Source organism: Pseudomonas sp. BO3-4, assembly GCF_034044115.1.
GTDB classification, from domain to species: domain Bacteria; phylum Pseudomonadota; class Gammaproteobacteria; order Pseudomonadales; family Pseudomonadaceae; genus Aquipseudomonas; species Aquipseudomonas alloputida.
This window is the reverse complement of record NZ_CP139018.1, coordinates 2,555,169-2,578,062: the sequence shown is the minus strand read 5'-3', so window position 1 is coordinate 2,578,062 and position 22,894 is coordinate 2,555,169. Positions and strand designations below refer to the sequence as shown.

The 22,894-nt window shown below is 60.9% G+C and carries 17 protein-coding genes; 6 read left to right on the top strand and 11 right to left on the bottom strand.

Annotated elements, in window-relative coordinates; genetic code table 11:
- Positions 1 to 213: 213 nt before the first annotated feature.
- On the top strand, positions 214 to 1,626 hold the full coding sequence (locus tag REH59_RS11965; RefSeq protein ID WP_014860036.1) for a purine-cytosine permease family protein: 1,413 nt from the start codon (positions 214 to 216) through the stop codon (positions 1,624 to 1,626).
- 150 nt (positions 1,627 to 1,776) lie between these two features.
- Here REH59_RS11965 and REH59_RS11960 read toward each other — a convergent pair whose 3' ends face one another.
- From REH59_RS11960 to REH59_RS11945, 4 genes are all read right to left on the bottom strand, one after another.
- The gene (locus tag REH59_RS11960; RefSeq protein ID WP_014860035.1) at positions 1,777 to 3,096 is read right to left on the bottom strand and encodes an OprD family porin; all 1,320 of its coding nucleotides are present in this window, start codon (positions 3,094 to 3,096) and stop codon (positions 1,777 to 1,779) included.
- 104 nt (positions 3,097 to 3,200) lie between these two features.
- Positions 3,201 to 3,929, bottom strand: a complete 729-nt coding sequence (locus REH59_RS11955) for a nitroreductase (RefSeq protein WP_012051997.1) — start codon at positions 3,927 to 3,929, stop codon at positions 3,201 to 3,203.
- Between the two features lie 28 nt (positions 3,930 to 3,957).
- The gene (locus REH59_RS11950) at positions 3,958 to 5,310 is read right to left on the bottom strand and encodes an MFS transporter (protein WP_265536638.1); all 1,353 of its coding nucleotides are present in this window, start codon (positions 5,308 to 5,310) and stop codon (positions 3,958 to 3,960) included.
- A gap of 266 nt (positions 5,311 to 5,576) precedes the next feature.
- On the bottom strand, positions 5,577 to 6,602 hold the full coding sequence (locus REH59_RS11945) for an AraC family transcriptional regulator (RefSeq protein WP_128573636.1): 1,026 nt from the start codon (positions 6,600 to 6,602) through the stop codon (positions 5,577 to 5,579).
- Between the two features lie 231 nt (positions 6,603 to 6,833).
- Between REH59_RS11945 and REH59_RS11940 the strand changes: the two genes are divergently transcribed.
- Positions 6,834 to 7,289 (top strand): MaoC family dehydratase, encoded by a 456-nt coding sequence (locus tag REH59_RS11940; RefSeq protein ID WP_004577493.1) that lies wholly within the window; start codon positions 6,834 to 6,836, stop codon positions 7,287 to 7,289.
- A 217-nt stretch (positions 7,290 to 7,506) separates the two neighbouring features.
- On the opposite strand, the gene REH59_RS11935 is transcribed toward REH59_RS11940, so the two are convergent.
- Positions 7,507 to 8,394: a LysR family transcriptional regulator gene (locus tag REH59_RS11935; protein WP_003256092.1), complete on the bottom strand. Its 888-nt coding sequence runs from the start codon at positions 8,392 to 8,394 to the stop codon at positions 7,507 to 7,509.
- Between the two features lie 112 nt (positions 8,395 to 8,506).
- On the opposite strand from REH59_RS11935, the gene REH59_RS11930 reads away from it, so the two are divergent.
- The gene (locus REH59_RS11930; RefSeq protein WP_003256093.1) at positions 8,507 to 9,568 is read left to right on the top strand and encodes a YeiH family protein; all 1,062 of its coding nucleotides are present in this window, start codon (positions 8,507 to 8,509) and stop codon (positions 9,566 to 9,568) included.
- Positions 9,569 to 9,781: 213 nt separating this feature from the next.
- Entirely contained in the window at positions 9,782 to 11,155 is a 1,374-nt protein-coding gene (ppnN, locus tag REH59_RS11925; RefSeq protein ID WP_014590577.1) for a nucleotide 5'-monophosphate nucleosidase PpnN, read from the top strand.
- Positions 11,156 to 11,276: 121 nt separating this feature from the next.
- Here ppnN and REH59_RS11920 read toward each other — a convergent pair whose 3' ends face one another.
- Both REH59_RS11920 and pssA read right to left on the bottom strand, forming a co-directional pair.
- Entirely contained in the window at positions 11,277 to 12,422 is a 1,146-nt protein-coding gene (locus tag REH59_RS11920) for a GGDEF domain-containing protein (RefSeq protein WP_014860030.1), read from the bottom strand.
- Between the two features lie 232 nt (positions 12,423 to 12,654).
- The gene (gene pssA / locus REH59_RS11915; protein ID WP_014860029.1) at positions 12,655 to 13,983 is read right to left on the bottom strand and encodes a CDP-diacylglycerol--serine O-phosphatidyltransferase; all 1,329 of its coding nucleotides are present in this window, start codon (positions 13,981 to 13,983) and stop codon (positions 12,655 to 12,657) included.
- 181 nt (positions 13,984 to 14,164) lie between these two features.
- Between pssA and REH59_RS11910 the strand changes: the two genes are divergently transcribed.
- Positions 14,165 to 15,172 carry a GlxA family transcriptional regulator gene (locus REH59_RS11910; RefSeq protein ID WP_014860028.1) on the top strand — a complete coding sequence of 336 codons (1,008 nt, stop codon included), beginning with the start codon at positions 14,165 to 14,167 and terminating at the stop codon, positions 15,170 to 15,172.
- Positions 15,173 to 15,296: 124 nt separating this feature from the next.
- Here REH59_RS11910 and REH59_RS11905 read toward each other — a convergent pair whose 3' ends face one another.
- From REH59_RS11905 to katG, 3 genes are all read right to left on the bottom strand, one after another.
- Positions 15,297 to 16,631: an MFS transporter gene (locus REH59_RS11905; protein ID WP_003256101.1), complete on the bottom strand. Its 1,335-nt coding sequence runs from the start codon at positions 16,629 to 16,631 to the stop codon at positions 15,297 to 15,299.
- A gap of 162 nt (positions 16,632 to 16,793) precedes the next feature.
- The gene (locus tag REH59_RS11900) at positions 16,794 to 18,005 is read right to left on the bottom strand and encodes a M24 family metallopeptidase (RefSeq protein WP_014860027.1); all 1,212 of its coding nucleotides are present in this window, start codon (positions 18,003 to 18,005) and stop codon (positions 16,794 to 16,796) included.
- Between the two features lie 158 nt (positions 18,006 to 18,163).
- Positions 18,164 to 20,419: a catalase/peroxidase HPI gene (gene katG, locus REH59_RS11895; protein WP_014860026.1), complete on the bottom strand. Its 2,256-nt coding sequence runs from the start codon at positions 20,417 to 20,419 to the stop codon at positions 18,164 to 18,166.
- 387 nt (positions 20,420 to 20,806) lie between these two features.
- On the opposite strand from katG, the gene REH59_RS11890 reads away from it, so the two are divergent.
- A complete protein-coding gene (locus REH59_RS11890; RefSeq protein WP_003256105.1) occupies positions 20,807 to 21,712 on the top strand; it encodes a LysR family transcriptional regulator in 906 nt (301 codons plus the stop codon).
- Positions 21,713 to 21,771: 59 nt separating this feature from the next.
- On the opposite strand, the gene REH59_RS11885 is transcribed toward REH59_RS11890, so the two are convergent.
- The gene (locus REH59_RS11885) at positions 21,772 to 22,650 is read right to left on the bottom strand and encodes a DMT family transporter (protein ID WP_003256106.1); all 879 of its coding nucleotides are present in this window, start codon (positions 22,648 to 22,650) and stop codon (positions 21,772 to 21,774) included.
- Positions 22,651 to 22,894 lie beyond the last annotated feature (244 nt).

The window sequence follows — 22,894 nt, the reverse complement described above, 5'->3', positions numbered from 1 at the left end:
TACCCCACGGCCTTCAGCCAGCTGGCACTCTCCTTGCTACCGTCACCCGCTTAAGCTTTTGTCAGCCTTAGTTTTTTTAACGCTTATGGGCACATATTTACTAATTTCTCGTTACCCCCGCGCCCCTCATCATCGCTCCAACAAGAACGCGTCGCCCACCGCCGGCACGCCCCCGGGCAGTTCCCAATGCCCTACCTTGCCTTGGAGTCAGTCATGACCAGTGCAGCCAATTCGGCACCCCTGATAGAAAAACACACGATCGGCTACGTGCCCCCGCAAGACCGCCATGGAAAGGTAAGGGATCTGTTCACACTCTGGTTCGGCGGCAACATCGCGCCGTTGCCCATCGTCACCGGCGCGCTGGGTGTGCAGCTGTTCCACCTGAACCTGGTATGGGGCATCGTCGCCATCCTCGTCGGTCACCTGGTCGGCGGGGTGCTGATGGCCCTGCACTCGGCCCAGGGCCCGCAAATGGGCATTCCGCAGATGATCCAGAGCCGCGCCCAGTTCGGCACCCTCGGCGCGCTGCTGGTGGTGGTGATCGCCGGCGTCATGTACATCGGTTTCTTCGCTTCCAACATCGTCCTTGCCGGCAAGTCACTGCATGGCGTGGTCGACGCCGTTCCGGTACCGGTGGGCATCGTCATCGGTGCGTTGGGTTCAGGCATCATCGGCATCATCGGCTACCGCTTCATCCACGTGCTCAATCGCATTGGCACCTGGGTACTGGGTATCGGTATCGTGGTTGGCTTCGCCTACATCTTCACCCATGTGCAGAGCGACGATTTCCTCACCCGCGGCGGCTTCAACCTGGCCGGCTGGCTGGCCACCGTGTCGCTGGCGGCGTTGTGGCAAATCGCCTTTGCGCCCTATGTGTCGGACTACTCGCGCTACCTGCCGGCAGATGTCAAAGTCAGCTCGACCTTCTGGACCACCTACCTGGGCTCGGCCCTGGGTTCAAGCCTGTCGTTCATCTTCGGCGCCGTGGCCGTGCTGGCGATCCCGGCCGGCATGGACACCATGGACGCGGTCAAGCTGGCCACCGGCACGCTCGGCCCGATCATGCTGGTGCTGTTCCTGCTCAGTGTGATCAGCCATAACGCCCTCAACCTGTATGGCGCGGTGCTGTCGATCATCACCCTGGTGCAAACGTTCGCCTACCGCTGGATCCCCACCGCCAAAAGCCGTGCAGTGCTGTCGCTGATCGTGCTGTCGGCCTGCTGCGTGGTAGCGGTGTTCGCTTCGGCAGACTTCATCGGCCACTTCGTTGACATGGTGCTGGTACTGCTGGTGGTGCTGGTGCCGTGGACGGCGATCAACCTGATCGACTTCTACGCCATTCACAAAGGTGATTACGACATCCAGTCGATCTTCCAGGTCGATGGTGGGATCTATGGGCGCTACAACCCGCAGGCCCTGATCGCCTACGCTGTGGGTATCGTGGTGCAGATACCGTTCATGAACACCCCGCTGTACGTCGGGCCGATTTCCGAGCATATCAACGGGGCTGACCTGTCGTGGCTGGTAGGGTTGGCGATCACCTCGCCGCTGTACTGGTGGCTGGCGAGCCGTGACAGTGCCTACCGTCGTCGGCAGACCAGCGCCAAGCTGGCAGCAGTGGCTTGATCGGTACTGGCCTTTCGCAGCAAAAGATGAAACGGCTGGGTGCAGGCGTCCGAACGCCTGGTGCAATTCAGGCGGGAAACAGCGAACCCGTCGATTGGGAATGAATGGCAAAAAAGGGGCCGGCGCCAGAAGGCCGGCCCATTTCGCTATTCAGAAGTTGAAGGTGTAACGCATGATCAAGCGATTTTCATTAGCGCTGTCAGCGTAGGTCGAGCGGTTCGTGGAGTTTCGCCATTGGAACGAAACACCCTTCGCCGGCCCACTCTGAATGACATAAGAGATATCAGTGACCCGCTCCCATTCTTTGCCCTCCTCCCCGTTAAGGCGGAGTGAAGCGGCTTGGCGGCTCTTCAGCAGATCAGGATCAACATCATCACCTTTCATGTACCGGGTGGTGAACAGCAAGCCTGGTACACCCAACGCAGCGAAATCAAAGTCGTACCTTGCGAACCACACCCGCTCCTCAGGGGCAGTGAATGTACTGACCAGCGATTCGCCGAACAGGTAGGTATCCGTGCCGTTCACGAACGCAAACGAGGTGTCGCCCCAAGCCTTCTGGTAACCGCCACCGAGGGTGTGTCCCTTGATGCTGTAGGCGAAGTAGCTACTCAGCGTTCTGTTGTCCACCTCACCCAGTTTTTTGGAGCCTGTCTCGCTGGCATCGAACACGCGAACATCCGCGATCACATTGCCTTCCCACAACGGCTTGATGACTTTAATGCCGGCGAAGTAGGATTTATAGAGATCTTCAAGTTCGGCGGCGTGCAAACTGAAGGTCATGTCCTTCGCAGGTTTGAAGTCAAATGCCAGGTAGTTGTAGTGATCCGCCTCAACCGGGGCATAGCCAGTGGCTGTGAGTGATTCGAAATCGGTGGAATTACGCTGCTTCACGGCGTTGACCCTTATAGCCGTTACCGTCAATTTATCGATGTCGTTGACGGTCAGCGAACCACCGCGAAAGACCTGAGGCAGCAGGCGGCTGTTATTACTCCAGAGCAGAGGCATCAGAGGGTTTACCCCTCCTATCCTCAACTCCGTCTTACCCATCCTTGCTTTGGCGGTGGCTACGAACTTACCGTATTCATCCTCAACCTGCCTGTCGGAATCGTAGGCCAGCAGCCCTGATCCCGTTCTGTCCGGGCTGGAATCAAGCTTCACCCCCAGCAAGCCCATCGCATCAATACCGAAGCCCACGGGCCCTTCTGTAAAACCCGATTGCAAGTTCAAAATAAAGCCTTGCGCCCACTCATCGCGCTTGGACTGAGTGGCGCCATCATTGCGAAAATCGCGATTATAGTAGAAGTTACGGAGTTCGAGACTGCCTTTGAAGTCTTCCACGAACGCGGCAGAAGCATAAGGCGCGACCAGCAATGCTGCTGAACAAGCCAACGATTTTTTTAAAGCAATAGACATCACAGGCACCTTGTTCTTGTTGTGTGCTTGAACATGGAGCGCAGCGAAGCGCCCCATGCAATGCCAATCCTACAAATGGGTTAAGGCCCGCTTTAGCGGAATGATCGAAACAGTATCACCCTGCCCGGCGCTAAACTTGGACAGGGCGCACGCCAGGTTTTTTATTCTGAGTGAAAGGTCGTGAATGCACGCACGGGTTCACGGCCAGTAACCAACGTGTTCTCAATGCTGCCATCATCGGCATAACCCAAGCTCATCCCACAGACGAGCATTTGGCTCTTCGGTATTGCCAGCATTTCAGTGATGATGCTGTGATATTTAAGGAATGCTGCCTGCGGGCAGGTGTGCAAGCCTCTTCCCCGTGCGGCAATCATGAGGCTTTGCAGGAACATGCCATAGTCCAGCAGGCTCCCTTCCTGAAGCACGCGGTCAATCGTGAAGAACAGGCCAACAGGCGCCCCGAAGAAGCGATAATTCCGGCCGTGTTGCTCGTGCATCCTTTGTTTATCGCTTCGACTGATGCCCAACAAGCTATAGAGCCCCCACCCTACCTCCCTGCGCCGTTCGATGTAGGGAGATGTCCACTCCCTGGGGTAATACGCGTAGGGATCAGAAAAGCGTTGGTCATCAGCCGGATGGTCATCAACCTCAGTCAGTGCTGCGGACAACCGTGCCTTCATATCGCCGGTAACAACATGCACGTTCCAGGGCTGCAGGTTGACGCCTGTTGCGCTATAGCGCGCAACGTTCAGAACCGCTTCAATTTCCTCTCGCGGAACTGGGGTTGGGAGGAACGACCTGATGCTCCGACGTGAGACGATTGCCCAGTCGATCAAACGGGCAGTTTCGTCCGAACCTACCGGTGATTTGCGCAAGCGATCAATAAGCATACCTGGCACCTGTCTCTCAGCATTATGGTCAGGTCAGCTCGTGGGCAACCGTGGCCTTCTTCCTCACTACAGCCGAGTCCGAGCGAGATTGGTTGATCATGGTCACTGCAACAGCCCCTACCAGGCCGGCGAGCGCGATTGCCATGAAGTTCTGCTCCAGCGGCAACGCCATCGACACCAAGGCACCAATCAAAACAGGCGCGACAATCGCCCCGACGCGACCGACGCCCGAGGCAAAACCGACGCCAGTTGAGCGGATGGTGGAGGGATAGAAATCGCCGGCGTATGCATAGGCCAGAAGCTGGGTGCCAAGGGTCGAGGCACCCACGATGAACACGACGACAAAGAGCAGTTCGGTGGAGCGGGTATATCCCAGCAACGTGAGTGCGACCGCGCCCACTACATAGAACACCACCAAGACGTGCTTGATGCTGAATTTGTCGCTAAGCCATCCACCCAGAATTGCACCGAAGATCGAACCGAGGTTGAACACGATGACGAAATTCAGGGCTGAACCGAGGCTGAAGCCAGCCATGGCCATCAACTTGGTGAGCCACGAATTGAGCGCATACACCATGAACAGCCCGGTCATGAATGCCATCCAGATCATGACCGTGCTGTATCCACGGCCTTCCAGGAAAAGGCTTCGTACCGGCTTGTCTTGAGCAGAGATAACCTGCGGATTGCCGACGAGCTGCGTGTCATCCGTGATCACAAGGTCAGGACGAAGGCGACGCGCGATGATTTTCAACTCGTCTTGTCGACCCTGCTTCAACATAAAGCCGATAGAGTCGGGCATTGACTTGAGAATGAAAGGAATCAAAACCACTGGCAGGACGGCCACGTAAAACACATATTGCCAACCGTAGCTTTCGATCAGTTGTTTACCGGTCAGCGCTACCAGAATTCCGCCCACCGAATAGCCTGCGAAAACGATGGTCACCAGCCGGGTGCGAACTTTCAAGGGCGAGAACTCACCCATCTGCGCCGTACAGATGGGCAACACACCGCCGATGCCCAAGCCGGCGATAAAGCGCATGATACTGAAGGTCAGCGGGCTGTCAGTGAACCCTGAAGCAGCGGTGAAAACGCTGAACAGCGCCACACAGATCGCGATCATTTTCGGCCGGCCAATTCGATCTGCCAATGTGCCTAAAAAAATGGCGCCCAGCATTGTCCCAAACAATGCTGAGCCAGCCATTACCCCGGCGCTGGTTGCGTCAATTTGCATATCGGCCATGATGGCCGGTAAGGCAGCCCCCACCACTGCCAAGTCGTAGCCATCGATAATCAGAATTAACACACACCAGAACAGAATAATCCCATGAAAGCGGTTAAACTTCGACTCTTCGGTCAACGTGTACATATTCAAAGAACTCATACCGTGTCTCCTTCAATCTTATTGTTGTGTTTTTGAAGTCCACATACGTATAGCGATCTGGCACAACTCGACCACACGCACAGGTACGCATGGTTCCGCGTGTAAGTCGGGAGAGTTGAGAGACCCTAGAAGGCGCCCGAGAAAAATCGTAGGCCTAATGGCAAGGCCCAACCATGCCCAATGGCATCATTCTGCTTGACCGGAACGGGCAGTTTTGGAAAACCAGATGGCTTCAATCAGCGGGTGATCAGCCCAAGCGCAGAGGACTAGCCCCCTCGAGGGCTACGCAACGAGCGTCGGTAAGCACCAGGGGTGATACCCGTCCATTTTTTGAATGCCCTGTGGAACGCACTGGTCTCAATGAAGCCAACCTCTGACGCAACGCCATCCACCGTCATACCTGCCCGGCAGAGCAGACTGATGGAAATATCCCGCCTTAGATTATCTTTGAGCCGTTGGTAGGTGAAACCCTCAGCGTAGAGCCTTCGCTGTAGGGTGGAACTGGACATGCTCAAGTCACGTGCGAGTTCATCGAGTTCAGGCCATGTGTGTGGAGAGAGCAGTTTTAGTCGCCGCCGGATCGTAATGCTCGTGCTGTCGTCGTTACGGTATTTCACAAGGAAGTTACTTGGCGTTCCCTTCAAAAACAAAGGCAGTGTGCTGAGCGTTTGGCAAACCTTGTACTCCAGAACATTCTTCTCGAAAACAGCGGAGGTTCTCTCGGCCCGCCACTCGATTTCCTCACAAAAACGCATTCGATAGTCGCTGTCGTCCTCTGGCTGAGGAGGACGCATCGATAACTTCACAATAGGAATGCGCCTGTCGCACAGCCAGCAAAGCAGGCCGTGCACGAGGACCAGCCAGGCACCATAACAAAACGCCCTTCGCGACTCACCATGATCATGGATGACAATTGCAGCATACTCTCCGTCGCACTCCACCGACCCATAGATGTCATCAAGGGCAGTCCTGAGAAACGCCAGAATCCGCTTGAGCGCCTGTCCAATGGTGTCGCAGCCGAGGGCCAACTGCGCCATCAGCTTGAAGCTACCTCTGCGAAGAGGGTGACTGTCTGCCGCAAAAAACTCATCGTCGAGCAAATCCGCTAACGCAATCCACAATCTGGAGAACGTACCAGCAGGTACCCTGGCATAGCGCTGGTCCAGCAGGCGTGGATCAATATGCGCGTGGCTGAGCACAGTAGCAACATCCAGGCCACGCAGTTCTGCTCCTTGAAGTGCGTCCCGCACGAGGCTGATCGACGTAGTGCCTTTGTGGGCAGAAAACTCCATCTGGGGCTCCGTTGCTAACTCGATACCAAAGGCTGCCTTGCAAAGCAGACACACCCGTAGAAGATCTACCGTACCAATATCACTGTGCCAGGTGTCAACGCCCCTTGTTTTTTATTGCAACACGTTTTGGATTACCGCCCAGAGAGGTCACAACACCTGAGGTAAGCGGGCATTGCTTCATTCTCGCCCCTGCATCCAGGATAGTCACCCCACCTGTTTAAGGCCCTTTCCATGAGTGCCAGCGAGATGTTCTGGGAGCAGTTTTCTGTCGGCCAGGCGTGGACACACCATCGAGATGAAGCGTTGGCGCAAGACGAAATCATCGCCTTCGCAAAGCAATACGATCCGCTATACATGCACACTGATCCTGTTCAGGCGCTTTCCAGCCCCCTGGGCGTACATTGTGCAAGCGGCGTGCATACCTTCGCACTGGCTCAGCGAATGCTGTGTGATGCGCTGTTTTCGGTGACGCATGTCGTGGCCGGGCACCGCATTGAAAACTTCATCATGCATCGACCTGTGAAGCCGAGAGATAGGCTCAGCCTGACGGCAAAGGTGATGAATGTCTCACAGCACGCTCGTCGAGACGATTGCGGCTGGGTCACGCTCGCGATTGCTGTGCAGGTAGCCGGCACCGGTTCGGTGTTGACTTACGACCTGACCGTGCTAATCGCACGAGCAAAATGACCCCGACGCCGATCCATTTGGCCAATCCTCATTGCTCAGAAGCCCCCAAACATCTCTCTCAAGTACCGCCGTCAGAGGGTCGCAATTGCGCGAAGCGGCTGAGCAAGCGCAGCGCGCAGGCTTTCAAATTTTGGCGGGCAGTCCAGGTACAGCACAGTCTTCAACATCTGTGCTGTAACCTGTGGGACCGGGCACGCCCGCGAAGAGGCCAGCACAGTCAACCCACCTCTTGCATGGCAACACACAATTCAAGAAACCGCGAGGCAGCCCGCGAAGGCGTAGCCCCATGCGGCAACAGAATGGAAAAACGCCGCACCAGCGCCTGCGGCGCAACCTGCAGCCGGTGCAGCGCCCCATCTTCATGACGAATGGACATCGCCGACACAAAGCCAACCCCCATCCCGGCCCGGACCGCCTCTTTTACCCCTTCAACGCCAGCGATCTCCAGCGCCACTCGCATTGCCACGCCATCACGGGCAAACGCCCGCTCGACGATCTGCCGCACACCCGAGCCGCTTTCACGCAGTACCAAGGGGTAGGTGCCGAGCGCCGCCAGTGTCTGCTGGTCACTGCTTGCCAGGGGATGCCCACGGGGCACAATCGCCACGATCTCGTCCTCGCGCCACGGCGTCACTTGCGTACCCAACGGCAACTCCTGCCCGGGCGGCCCCTCGATCAGGGCAATATCAACACTGTCCAGGGCGGCGACGATCTCCGCCGTGTTGCCATGCGAGGTGCTGACCAGCACATCCGGATGACGCCCGTGAAAATCGGCGATCAGGTAAGGCAGCAGGTAACTGGCGGGCGTGGTACTGGCGCCGATGCGCAAGGTGCCGCGCTCCAGCCCGCGCATGGCCTCGCGCAATGCTTGCGCCTGTCGGAAGGTTTCGCGCAGGCGCTCGGCATGCGCCAGCAACTGCTCACCGGCCGCTGTCAGCCGCACGCCGCGGCCGGCACGTTGGTAAAGGGGTTCGCCAAACGCCTCTTGCAAGAGCTTGAGCTGGCCGGACACCGCCGGCTGCGACAGGTGCAGGGCTTGAGCGGCATGGCTGATGTTGCCGTGTTCGGCAACCGTGGCGAATGTTATCAGCTGTTCTGGGGTCATTTTTGAAAATTATCAGCTTTTCGGATATTTGCCATCCTAAATTACGATTTTTTATAAGCTTATAACCAGATTAACGTAGGCCTTGTCGAAACAGCTTTTCCGGAGGACTCACATGGCCACGGTTCCGTCCAACCCTGCCTTTGCCCCTACCCTCTCCACCCGAGGGCGGCTCAATGGCATTCTTTTCGTCGCGCTGTTCGCGGTCGCAGTCACTCAACTGGCGGCCCTGCCCGCTATCGCCAACCTGGGCATCAGCCCGCTGATCGTGGGTATCGTCGCAGGTGCCTTGTATGGCAACGCGCTGCGTGACGGCGTACCGGCAAGCTGGGCGGCGGGCATCAATTTTTCCGCTCGCGGCCTGTTACGCATTGCGGTGGCATTTTTTGGCCTGCGGGTAAGCCTGCAGGAAATTGCCGAAGTCGGCTGGTCGGGGCTTATCGTGTCGGTGCTGGTAGTCACCAGTACCCTGCTGATCGGCCTGTGGTGTGGCATGAAAGTGTTCAAGCTCGACCGCGATACCGCCTTGCTCACCGCCGCCGGCAGCGCTATCTGCGGCGCTGCCGCCGTGCTGGCATTTGAATCGGCGCTGCGCAGCGCCCCCCATAAAAGCGCCATGGCAGTCGGAAGCGTGGTGCTGTTCGGTACCTTGTCGATGTTCCTTTACCCGCTGGCGATCAATGCCGGCTGGCTGCATCTGGATACCATGGGCGCCGGGCTGTTGCTGGGCGGCACAGTCCACGAAGTGGCGCAGGTGGTAGGCGCGGCCAGTAATGTCAGCCCCGAAGCCACGCATATCGCCACCATCGTCAAGATGACCCGGGTCATGCTGCTGGTGCCGGTACTGCTGGTGGTGGGCCTGTGGATCAGCCGTTCGCGCAAGGCTGGCCAGGCGCAGGGCAACGGGCGCATTGCCATGCCCTGGTTCGCTTTCGGCTTCCTGGCACTGGTACTGGTGAATTCACTGCAAGTGCTGCCTGGCAGCGTGACCCAGGCCGTGAACAGCCTGGACACCTTTGCCTTGACCATGGCCATGACGGCGTTGGGTATGGAGACCCGCTTCAGCCAGATTCGCCAGGCCGGGCCACGGGCGCTGGCGACCGGGGCGATCCTCAACCTGTGGCTGGTTGGCGGGGGGTTGGCGATTACCCTGGGGGTGCAGAAGCTGTTGGGCTGACTGGAGACCGGGTTGGCTGCTTCGCGGGTAAACCCGCTCCTACACAGGTCCGCACCGCCATCAAGGCTTGCGCTGTACCTGTATAGGAGCGGGTTTACTCGCGAAGCAGGCCGCCCGGTCTCAAGGTTTTTCACAGCCCCCCTCGTTGCCGTCCACATTTCTCGGTATGGTGGTGTCAAAGAAGGATGTTTTACCCGCACAGGAAAGACTTAGATGCCTCAACGCCATGTCATCAATGCATCCGTCAGCCCCAAAGGCAGCCTGGAGACGCTGTCACAACGTGAAGTGCAGCAACTGAGTGAAGTCGGTACCGGTAGCCTTTACACACTGTTCCGCCAGTGCGCCCTGGCAATCCTCAACACTGGCGCCCATGTCGACAATGCCAAGACTATCCTTGAGGCCTACAAAGACTTCGAGGTGCGTATCCACCAACAGGACCGTGGCGTGCGCCTGGAGCTGCTGAACGCGCCGGCCGACGCCTTCGTCGATGGCGAAATGATCGCCAGCACCCGTGAAATGCTGTTCAGTGCCTTGCGCGACATCGTCTACACCGAAAGCGAGCTGGCCAGCCAGCGCATCGACCTGGAAAGCTCCCAGGGCATCACCGACTACGTGTTCCACCTGCTGCGCAACGCGCGTACCTTGCGCCCGGGCGTGGAGCCGAAGATGGTGGTGTGTTGGGGCGGCCACTCGATCAGCACCGAGGAATACCAGTACACCAAGAAGGTCGGCCACGAACTGGGCCTGCGCAAGCTGGATGTCTGCACCGGCTGCGGCCCGGGCGTGATGAAAGGCCCGATGAAGGGCGCCACCATCGCCCACGCCAAGCAACGCATGCATGGCAGCCGCTACCTGGGCCTCACCGAGCCCGGCATCATCGCCGCCGAGGCGCCCAACCCGATCGTCAACGAACTGGTGATCCTGCCAGACATCGAGAAGCGCCTGGAGGCCTTCGTGCGTGTCGGCCACGGCATCATCATCTTCCCAGGCGGTGCCGGCACGGCGGAGGAGTTCCTGTACCTGCTGGGCATCCTCATGCACCCGGACAACCACGACCTGCCGTTCCCGGTGGTGCTCACCGGCCCGCGCAGCGCCGAGCCTTATCTGCAACAGTTGCACGCTTTCGTCGGCGCCACGCTGGGTGAAGCGGCCCATCGCCTGTACGAAATCATCATTGATGACCCGGCGGAAGTCGCCCGGCACATGGTCGAAGGCCTCAAAGCGGTCAAGCAGTTCCGCCGCGAGCGCAACGATGCCTTCCACTTCAACTGGCTGCTGAAGATCGAGGAGAGCTTCCAGCGACCGTTCGACCCGACCCACCAGGCCATGGCCGACCTGGACTTGCGCCGCGAGCTGCCGCCCCATGAACTGGCGGCCAACCTGCGCCGGGCGTTTTCCGGGATTGTCGCAGGCAACGTCAAGGACAAAGGCATCCGCCTGATCGAGGAACACGGGCCGTATCAGATCCACGGTGACAGCGCCGTACTGGACCCGCTGGGCCGGCTGTTGCAGGCATTCGTCGACCAGCACCGGATGAAGCTGCCCGGCGGCGCGGAGTATGTGCCGTGCTATCAGGTAGCGACCTGACCACGCTGTTTTGCTGATGACGGGCATGGATGCCCGTCAAACGCGGGGGCCGGGTGACGGGAGCGCCTGTACGGATCACCCACATGGGTTACATGAGAGCTCACCCACCTAGGTGATTCGCTCACTGCCGGAGTTCAACCATCGCCCGCTCGAAAAACCGAATGCTGTCGCGCCCCCCACGTTTGGACTGGTACAACGCCACATCCCCCTGCTCGATCAACGCCGCCAGGCTCGCCGGCGGCTGATCGAACACGTTGGCACCAATGCTCAAGGTCACCGCCTGGGGCGTAGGCACGGTCTTGTCGGCGTACTGCTGGAACTGCTCGCGCAGCCCACTACCCAGTTCCATGACCCGTTCACTGCTCGCGCCACTGAGCAAGATGACGAATTCATCCCCGCCCAACCGCGCCGCCAGCGAACGCTCGGGCAGCGCCGTACGGATCATCTCGCTCAAGGCAATCAGCAAACGGTCGCCGGCGATATGCCCGTGCAGGTCGTTGACCAGTTTGAAGTTGTCGATGTCGATCAGTAGCAATGCCCCAGGTTGCGCCGGGCTCACGTCCTTGAAGAAATGCCCCGCCCGTACCTCCAGTGCACGCCGGTTGTACAGCGCAGTCAGCGGGTCACGGGCTGCCAGCCGGGCAATCCGCTCTTCACGCCGGTAACGCACGGTGCCGGTCATCGACAAGGCAATCAGCATGATCGCCATCGCGCCTTCCACCAGCGAAACCTGAATGATCAGCCCGCCAAAGGTCGCCAGGTCAATCAGCGTGCCTGGCGTGATCGCGATGGCCGCCTTGGCCACATAGAACAGCCCATGGATCAGCAACACATAGCGCAGCTGCACGGCCCCGACACTCAGCGATTTGCCATGTGGCCGCAGCAGGAAACTGGCCTTGAGCGTCAGCGAGGCCACCAACAACGAGTTGACCATCAGCATCACCTTCGACCACTGCGGGCCCACGGGCAGCAGCAGCAAGGCGAACCAGACCAGCACGATCATCAACCAGGCACGTGACAAGCGCTCCTGGGTGAAGCGCAGCACGCCGATCAGGAAAAAAACGTGGGCCACCACCAGCAAGCCATTGGCGAACCAGATACCGATGAACAGCAAGCCGATCCCGCGCAACAATGCCAGGGTGCTACCAACCGTAATCGTGGCGAAACCCGCACTCCAGTAAAGCAATGAGGTTTCGCGCACACTGCGCCATTCAATCGCCAGGTACAAGGCGGCCGCAGCGGCCAAAGCGACTGAAATAGTCAGCATCGTGGGTGGATCTAACGCCATATACGCATTGGCCTGTCTGGTTAACGGGAAAAGGCCCGACTGTATGCGATCGTGATCACGTTCAGAGGGGCCTTGCACGGTTGCCTGCACATTGTAATCCAGCCCCTGACAAAGGGCCGTGGGCAGCAATATCATAATGACATCAATGCGCGGTGCGCACCACTCTGGCCCTGTCGCTGGCTTGCCGGCGACAGGGCCATTACAGGCGACGTCAGAGCACCCGTTTGATCAACGGTTCCAGCCGGCTATAGCGCAACCGACGCAGAAACTTGCGCACTTGCTTGGGATGTTCGGCCTTCTCCCCCAGCGCCTCTGCCGAACCGATTCTCGGCGCAAAGCGCCGCAGTTCGCTCAACTCCGCTTCCCGTGGCGCCAGCCATTGACCCTGCGGGTCGTCGATCAGCAGGCCGTTCTCCAGGTCCAGGTTGAACCCGCGCGGGTTCAGGTTGTTGCCGGTCAGCAGCGAATAACGCTGGTCGATCCACACGCCCTTGGCATGGAAGGTATGCCCGGGATCGTTCCAGATGCGTACTTGCAGCTGGCCACTGGCAATCGCAGCGTGGCGGCGGCGGGCGAAGGCGCGCAGGTTGTCCTCATACAGATAGGGCAATGCACCACTGGCACTGAACGGTTCGCCAGGGGCGATGTAGAAGTCGTTGGCGGTGCGGTCACCGACGATCAGTTCCACCCCAACCCCCCGCGCCAGGGCATGGTCAAGTTCGCGCATCACGACCTGCGGCGGGTTGAAATACGGCGTACTGATGATGATCTGCGTGCGCGCCACTGCCAGCAAGGCGCACAGCGCCCGATTCAGTGGATTGCCACGGCCCACACCCAGCAGCGGGATCACCTGCAAGCCCTGCCCCGTCATGCTGGCAGGTACCTCGTAGGCCATGCGTCGCAGCCGTGCGCGCAAACGCCGAATGTCGCCGCGCAGGCTGCGGGTGGAAGGTGGCGCCGGCAGGTCGAGGCGCGGTGTGGCGGTGTGGTGCAGCAAACGCTGCACCAGGCCGACCATGGCATCAGCCAGTGCCGGTGACTGGAACACGTGGTAGCGATCCAGGCGATAGCGGTCGAAACGATGCAGGTAGACGTTGTTCAGACTGGCGCCGGTGTAGATCACGCAATCGTCGATGATGCTGCCTTTAAGGTGCAACACCCCGAACAGTTCGCGGGTCTGCACTGGCACGCCATGGATCGCGATGTCCAGCCCGCGCAACTGGCGCTGGGCCTGATACCAGGCGGCATTGCCCGGCTGACGCCCGGCCCCCAGCAGCCCGCGCCTGGCGCGGAACCAGTCGACCACGATGGTGATCTTCAGGCCTGGCCGCTCGGCCTTGGCCTGGTACAAGGCATCCAGGACTTCCTGGCCAGCCTCATCCTCCTGCAGGTACAGCGCGACGATAACGATGCGCCGAGTCGCCGTACGGATGCGCTCGAACAGGCAGGCGCGGTAAGCCCTGGCATCGGGCAGCACCTGGATCGCTTCGGGGGCCATGGCATAGCCTGGCAAGCCCGCCAGCATGGTTTCGGGGTTCACTGACGCTCACCTTCTCTGTGCAATCACTGTCGGCCCTGCCAGCCGGCGGGGCCATTCCTGGCCGCTGCATCCGGGGTGTATGATCGACCCGGCAACGACCCATAACAACAAGAACCACGCGAGGCTCTGCTTTCTCACTGCCCCTGACCAACCAGGCCTCAGCTTGCACAGGAACAGCGCAATGGTCCACCCCGCTTCTGCAAACCTATCGCCGTCTAGTGTAAAGAATTGTTCGGCAAAGACCTTTGGCTTCCTGATTTTGCCCAATTTCACCACCATCGGCCTTGCGTCGGCGGTTGAGACCCTGCGCATGGCCAACCTGGCCGCGCGCAAGCCGCTGTATCGCAGTGTGCTGATCGCCGCAGACGACGCGCCGGTGGTGGCCAGCAACGGCATGCGCGTACTGCCCGACTACAACATCGCCAACGCCCCCGCGCTGGATGCCTTGCTGGTGGTCGGCGCCAACCCGATCGACCGAAGCCGTAGCAACCGCCCATTGATCGACTGGTTGCGCCAACTGGCCCGCCAGCGCTTGCCGCTAGGCGGTATCTGCACCGGTAGCTACCTGCTGGCCAAGGCCGAATTGCTCAAGGGTTACCGCTGCACCATCCACTGGGAAGACCTGCCGACGTTGCAGGCACACTTCCCCGGTATCGTGATCTCCAGCCAGCTGTTCGAACTGGACCGCGACCGTTACACCTGCTCAGGCGGCGTGGCAGCCATGGACATGATGTTGCAACTGGTGGCCCGCGACACGGGCGGCCAGGACATCGCGGCCAAGGCCGCCGAGCTGTTGCTGTGCGACCGCGTACGCGGTGAGCGTGAGCGGCAGCGTGTGCCGCTGCGTACCCTGCTCGGCAGCGCCCAGCCCAAACTGAGCCAGGTGGTGGCGATCATGGAGGCCAATCTGGAGGAGCCGCTGGGGCTGGAGGAACTGGCCAGCCTCAACGACGTGACCGTGCGCCAATTGGAGCGGCTGTTCCACAAGTACCTGCAGCGCACGCCCAGCCAGTATTACCTGGAGCTGCGGCTGTCGCGGGCGCGGGAGTTACTGCTGCGCAGCGACGTGCAAGTGCGTGAGGTAGCGCTGGCCTGCGGCTTCAGTTCGCCTGCGCATTTTTCCAAGAGTTATAGCCGGTTCTTCGGGCTGTCGCCTTTAGGGGAGCGGCGGCAGGCCTCTCTCCACTGACGGGGGTCAGGTATTGGCATTGCTGGCCTCTTCGCGGGCAAGCCCGCGCCTACACGCACATCGGTGGTCCGCCACAGGCCGTTGTAGGAGCGGGCTTGCCCGCGAAGAGGCCAGTGCAGGTCAACTAATCTTCAAGGGCCCCGTGCGCCGTCTCCCGACACATCAGCATGGCCACCAGCGCCACCAGTGCTGCCGCCAGCAGGTATCCTGCCGGGGCCAGCTTGCTGCCCGTCACCTGAATCAGCCAGGTGGCAATGAACGGCGCAGTCCCGCCAAACAGCGAATTGGCCACATTGAAGCTCAGGGCAAACCCGCTGAAGCGCACCCGGGTCGGAAAGATTTCGGCCAGCAGGCACGGCAAGGTCCCATCGTTCATCGCCAGCATCGCACCGAAAAGGATCTGGATGGCCAGAATCACCAGCAGCGGCTGGCCGTCCAGCAGGCGAAACAACGGCACGGTCAACCCCAGGAACAACAGCGAGGCCACCACCAGCATGGTCTTGCGACCAAACTGGTCGGACAGCCGCCCCATCAGGAAGATCAAGCCGATATAGGTGGCCAGCGACACCGTCGAGGCGATGAACGAATCCCGCTCGCTCATGCCCATTTCACTGGACAGGTAGGTCGGCATGTAACTGAGCAACAGGTAGAACGCAACCGCATTCAGGCAGGTGACACCTATGCCGATCGCCAGACTGCGCCGGTGCTGGCCCAGCAGTTCGCGCAGCGGCGTCGTGGCCATGCCGGCCTTGGTTTCCAGGCGCTGCTCCATCTCCAGGAACTTGGGCGTGTCCTGCAAGCTCATGCGGATATAGCGCCCTACCAGGCCGAACGGCGCCGCCAGCAGGAACGGCAGGCGCCAGCCCCATTCATGCAGGGCTTCACTGCTGAGCAGCTCATGCAGCACCGCAACGAACGCCGCACCGAACAACAACCCCGCCGCCGTGCTGGCCGGCACGATGCTGGTGTACAAGCCACGCCGCCCAGGCGGCGCGTACTCGGCCAGGAACGCAGCGGCCCCGGCGTACTCACCCGAGGCGGAAAACCCCTGTACCAGGCGGATCAGCAACAGCAGGGCCGGTGCCCACAGCCCGATCTGCGCATAGCCCGGCAACAAGCCGATGCAGAAGGTGGATACCGACATGATCAGGATCGACCAGGACAACGCGTTGCGCCGACCGTGTCGATCGCCGAAATGGCCCCAGACGATGCCGCCCAGCGGGCGCACCAGGAACGACAGGGCGAATACCGCGAAGGTGGCCAGCAAACCGGTGGTCTTGTCAGTTTGCGGGAAGAAGGTGGCGGCGATGATGGTGGCCAGATAGCCGTAGGCGGCGTAGTCGAACCACTCGACGAAGTTGCCCATGAAGCTGGCCCGGGCGGCCTTGCGCAGCGCCTGGCGTTCGGCGTTGTGTGCGGGGCCGGCGATGGCGGATGGGTCTAGGGTGGTGCTGGACATGACGGGTACCCTCTGGTTCTTTTAATTGGAGGCAGGGTCTGGTGGTCATACGGGGATCTTGTTGTTGTCTGGGCCAGCCTATTCGCGGGTGAACCCGCGCCTGCGAAAACGGTGAAATCCCCGCAGGAGCGGGCTTGCCCGCGAAGCAGCCGACGCCGATGCTTATTTGCGAATGATGTTGTGCTCCGGCCCATACGGGAACCTGGTGATGTTCTCGGCGCCGCTGTCGTTGACGATCAGGATGTCATGCTCGCGATAACCGCCCGCCCCCGGCCGCCCTTCAGGCAGCATGATCATCGGCTCGATCGACACCACCATGCCCGGTTCCAGCACGGTATCGATGTCCTCGCGCAGCTCCAGCCCCGCCTCGCGGCCGTAGTAATGGCTGAGCGTGCCGAACGAATGGCCATACCCGAAGGTGCGGTACTGCAGCAGGTCGTGGCGCAGGAAGATCTCGTTCAGTTCGCGGGCGATATCGCTGCAGCGCATGCCTGGGCGCACCAGTTGCAGCCCGGCTTCGTGCACTTCGACGTTGGCCTGCCACAGGCGCAGGTACTCGTCCGGGCAGTGGTCAAGGAACAGGGTGCGCTCCAGCGCGGTGTAATAACCGGCGATCATGGGGAAACAGTTGAGGCTGAGGATCTCGCCCTTGCCCACACGGCGGCTGGTTACCGGGTTGTGTGCGCCATCGGTGTTGAGCCCGGACTGGAACCAGGTCCAGGTGTCCATCAGCTCGGCGTCCGGGAAGCGTTTGGCAATTTCGCGCACCATCGCCTGGGTGGCATGCAGTGCCACCTCGTACTCGGGCACCTGCTCACGCAGGGCCTCGACCACTGCCGCTCCGCCGATGTCGGCCACCTGTGCACCGTGACGGATAAGCGCCTGCTCCTCGGCCGACTTGATCATGCGCATACGCATGCACGGCGCAGCGATGTCTACCAGCTCGGCCTTGGGGTAGCAGGCGGCGAATTTGCCGTGGTTCTGCAGGTTCAGGTGGTCGTACTCCACGCCGATGCGCGAGGCCAGCGGCAACGCCTGCTGGATGGCGACGAAATAGTTGTCGCGCTGCCAGTCGGTGTAGACGATGTTGTCAGTGCCCACCGTGCGCCGCCAGGGTTGCCCGCCGTCGATATTGGCGCTGATCGAGACCACCTTGTCCTGGGTGATCACCAGCGCATAAGGGCGGCCGAACGAGCAGTAGAGGAAATCGCTGTAGTAGTTGACGTTATGGTACGAGGTGAAGATTGCCGCCTCGATGTCCTGCTCGGCCATATAGGCCCGCAGCCGGGCGTGGCGAGCAGCGTATTCCTGAGCGGAGAAGGTTGGCTGCACCTTGTCGCCATTGCGGATTTTCAGGGTCTTGGGCATTTGCATGGTCGGGGTTCCTTGTCGTTGTGAGCACGCTGTTCAGGCCGGCCGCCTGAGAAGCATTGCAACAGAACCGACGAGGACACTTTTGTATCTATCCGACCTGGAATTGGCGGGATAACCACTGGCCAAGGGGGCGCTGAGCGCCCCCCCGCCAGGCAACGCTATTTCAAATCAAAGCGGTCCAGCTCCATGACCTTCTGCCAGGCGGCCACAAAGTCGCGGACAAACTTGTCCCCCCCATCACTGCTGCCATACACCTCGCTCAACGCCCGCAACTGGGCATGCGAACCGAACACCAGATCGACCCGGCTACCGCTCCACTTCACCTGCCCGGTCTTGCGGTCGCGGCCTTCAAAAGTTTCGTTGTCCGCCGAGGTCGGTTTCCACTCCACGCTCATATCCAGCAAGTTGCGGAAGAAGTCGTTGCTCAGCGTCCCCGGCTTGTCGGTGAACACGCCGAGGTTGCTGCCACCATGGTTGGCGCCGAGCACCCGCAGGCCACCGATCAGCACGGTCAGTTCCGGCGCGGTCAAGGTCAGCAACTGCGCCTTGTCCAGCAACAGTTTCTCGGCCTTGACGCTGTAGCGTGCCTTGGTGAAGTTGCGGAAGCCGTCGGCCAGCGGTTCCAGCACGGCGAACGACTCGACGTCGGTCTGCTCCTGGGACGCATCGACTCGGCCTGGGCGGAACCCTACGCTGCCGCTGTAGCCCGCATCCTTGGCAGCTTTTTCGACTGCCGCGGTACCGGCCAGCACGATCAGGTCGGCCAGGGAAACCTTTTTGCCGCCGTTGTTGAACTCGCCCTGGATCTTCTCCAATGCCGCCAGCACCTTGTCCACGCCCTGGTTTGCAGCCCAGTCCTTCTGTGGCGCCAAGCGCAAACGTGCGCCGTTGGCACCACCGCGCTTGTCGGAGCCGCGGAAGGTCGACGCGGATGCCCAGGCGGTGGAGACCAGTTCGCCCACGCTCAAACCCGAGGCCAGGATCCTGGCCTTGAGGGCCGCGATGTCTTGCTCGCTGATCGTGGATGGGTCAGCTTTGGGCAACGGGTCTTGCCACAGCAACTCTTCATTGGGCATTTCCGGGCCCAGGTAGCGCGACAGCGGGCCCATGTCGCGGTGGATCAGCTTGTACCATGCACGGGCAAAAGCATCCGCCAGTTGCTCAGGGTTGTCTTTGAAACGGCGGGCGATCGGCGCGTAGATCGGATCGAAACGCAATGCCAGGTCGGAGGTCAACATCGACGGTGCATGCCTTTTACCGGGATCGTGTGCATCGGGCACTGTTCCGGCGCCTTTGCCGTCTTTTGGCCGCCACTGGTGCGCGCCGGCCGGGCTTTTGGTCAGCTCCCACTCAAAGTCGAACAGGTTATTCAGGTATTCGTTGCTCCATCGGGTCGGGGTGGAGGTCCAGGTCACTTCCAGGCCACTGGTGATGGTATCCCCGCCTTTGCCGGAGCCAAACGTGTTGTGCCAGCCCAGGCCCTGCATTTCCAGGCCTGCCGCTTCCGGCTCGGGGCCGACGTTGTCGGCGGGGCCGGCACCATGGGTCTTGCCGAACGCGTGGCCACCGGCGATCAAGGCCACGGTTTCTTCATCGTTCATGGCCATGCGGCCAAAGGTTTCACGGATGTCCTTGCCCGAAGCCACGGGGTCGGGGTTACCTTCCGGGCCTTCCGGGTTCACGTAGATCAGGCCCATCTGCACGGCGGCCAGCGGGTTTTCCAGGTTACGCTCGGCCGACAGGTCGCGATTCTGCTCTTCACCATGCTTGGCCGGCTCGGCCACCAGGTCACCCTGCCCCGGCGGCTGCGCCTTGACCTGATCCTTGCCGTAACGGGTATCGCCGCCCAGCCAGACCTTTTCCGACCCCCAGTACACGTCTTCGTCCGGCTCCCACACATCGGCACGCCCGCCGGAGAAGCCGAAGGTCTTGAAGCCCATGGACTCGAGGGCAACATTACCGGTGAGTACGATCAGGTCGGCCCAGGAAATCTTGTTGCCGTACTTCTGCTTGATCGGCCACAGCAGGCGCCGGGCCTTGTCCAGGCTGACGTTGTCCGGCCAGCTGTTGAGCGGGGCGAAGCGTTGCTGGCCAGAGCCCGCACCACCGCGGCCATCACCAATGCGGTAGGTGCCCGCGCTGTGCCAGGCCATGCGGATGAACAACGGGCCGTAGTGGCCAAAGTCGGCCGGCCACCAATCCTGCGAGTCGGTCATCAGGGCGGTCAGGTCTTTCTTCAGGGCCTGAAAGTCGAGGCTCTTGAACGCCTTGGCATAGTCGAAGTCCGGGTCGGGGCTGGACTTGGAGGAATGCTGGTGAAGAATTCTCAGGTTGAGCTGGTCAGGCCACCAGTCACGGTTGGTGGTGCCGCCACCTGCGGTTTGATGGAACGGGCATTTCGATTCGTTCGACATCTGCGGGTACCTTTGGGTCGGTTATCCAGATTTCCGGTCTATGCCAGTGTTCTTTCAGCCGAGCGGGTGGGCTCGTACTACCCCTCATCAGGTGTACACGGGGCTTGCGAAGCTGTCACGGCGGGGGGGGCACGGTCTTGCACGCAGGTGCTGACGCGCTGCCCTGTCGCGGAATTCGCGGGGCCACGAGAAAGACTAGCCGAGCTTGGGCAGAGTTCTAATAGAGTGGCTGTTGGAGCCTGATAGGCTGGCTCTGTCAGGCGCAGGCCTGTATCGGCCTCATCGCGGTCAAGCCCGCGATGAGGCCGGCACATCCATACAAGGCACAGGGCCCTGCACCATGCTTCAATACAAAGCCATACCCTTTGCCCAGGACGCCGAGCCCTCATGAACCGCAACGACCTGCGCCACGTCGACATGAACCTGCTGGTGCTGTTCGAAGCCCTGATGATCGAGCGCAACCTGACCCGCGTGGGTGAAAAGCTGTTTATCACCCAATCCACCGTCAGCGCCGCCCTCGCCCGCCTGCGCGAGCTGTTCGACGACCCGCTGCTGATCCGCAGCGGCCGGGCCATGGAACCCACCCCACGGGCCATGCAGATCTTTGCCGAACTGGGCCCGGCCATGGACGTGATTTCCGCCGCCATCAGCCGCGCCCGCCAGTTCGACCCGGCCAACAGCTGCAACGTGTTCCGCCTGGGCCTTTCTGACGATGCCGAGTTCGGCCTGTTTCCGGCCCTGCTGCAGGCCCTGCGTGAAGAAGCCCCCGCCATTAGCGTGGTAGTGCGGCGGGCCAATTTCCTGCTGATGCCGGGCCTGCTGGCCAGCGGCGAGATCTCGGTAGGTGTGAGCTATACCACCGACCTGCCGGCCACCGCCAAGCGCCGCAAGCTGCGCGACATCGGTGTACGGGTGCTGCGCGCCGACGACCGCCCAGGGCCGCTGACCCTCGACGAATACTGCGCCCGCCCGCACGTAATGGTGTCGTTTTCCGGTGACATGAGCGGCAACATCGACCTCGACCTGGCACGCATCGGTCGCTGCCGCAAGGTGGTGCTGGCGGTGCCGCAGTTCGGTAGCCTGCGCGCCCTGCTGCGCAACACCGAGCTGATCGCCACGGTGCCGGACTATGCCGCTTGTGCCCTCGCCGACGACGGCAGCCTGCGCGCCGACCCAGCGCCGTTCGACATCACCGAGGCCGAGCTGTCGATGGTCTGGAGCGGCGCCCAGGACAACGACCCCGCCGAGCGCTGGCTGCGCGACCGCATCCTGCAGTTCATGGCCACGCCGTGATGCCCTCTTCGCAGCACAACGCTGTTGCTACCGGCCGTAAAGCCTGAAGTACGCAACTGCTATTTGCTGCGCTGCATCCACGCTGCGCCAAGCCCACTGAGGCAGATCACCAAAATCCCCACCAGGCTCAGGGTATCCGGCACCTGGCTGTACACCACGAAGCCAAGCAACCCGGCAAACACGATCTGGCAATAGCTGAACGGCGCCAGCAACGCCGGCGCCGCATGGCGGAAGGCCTGGGTCAGCAGCAGGTGCGCAGTCATGCCAAAGCCGCCCAGTGCCAGCATCAACAGGGCATGGTCCCAGCGCGGCACTTCCCAGAAGAACGGCACCAGCGCACTCATTGCCAAGGTGTTGCACAGCCCCGCGTAGAAGTTGCTGGTGGTCGGGCTGTCATGCGCCGCCAGAATGCGCGTCAGCAACTGATAGAAGCAGAAGCCCAACGCCGAGCCGAACGGATACAGAATGGCCGGGGTAAACATCGCCCCACCCGGGTGCACCACCACCAGCACGCCGATAAAGCCCATGACCACCGCCACCCACTGCCCCACTGTCACTCGCTCTTTGAGCAGCGGCGCCGACAGCGCGGTGACCAGCACTGGGGCAAGGAAGTTGACGGCCGTGGCCTCGGCCAGTGGCAGGTATTGCAAACCGGTCGTGAACAGCAGGCTGGTGCTCAGCAGGCTCAGGGCCCGCAAGGTCTGCAGTACCGGCCGACGTGTGCGCAATACATTGAGCCCAGACTTGGGCAGGAAGATACCGGCCATCAGCAGCGTGTGCACCACATAACGCGCCCATACCACCATGACTATCGGGTACAGGCCACCCAGGAATTTGGACAAGGCATCGTGGCTGGCAAACAGGAACGTCGCCACCACCACCAAAGCGATGCCACGCAGGGGTTGGTTGACGCCGGACAGCGGTGTGCTGGAACTCATGGCTCTCTCGATGACGGCGCGGCAACATGCCCCGCCCAAGGAAGACCGCGCAGGCATTGCCTCGCGGATGTAACAGCTGGGATTCTAGAAGAGATGCCGCAGCATAAGGAAGTTCATTTGCCGCTTGCCCCGGCCAAGTGCAATTTCTGTTCGGTGATCGACCACTTTTCACCTTGTAAGCATGGCCCGTGCACTGTCGATCGCCGACCATCGACCGACCCCTGCCCACCCTACAAGGAATTTA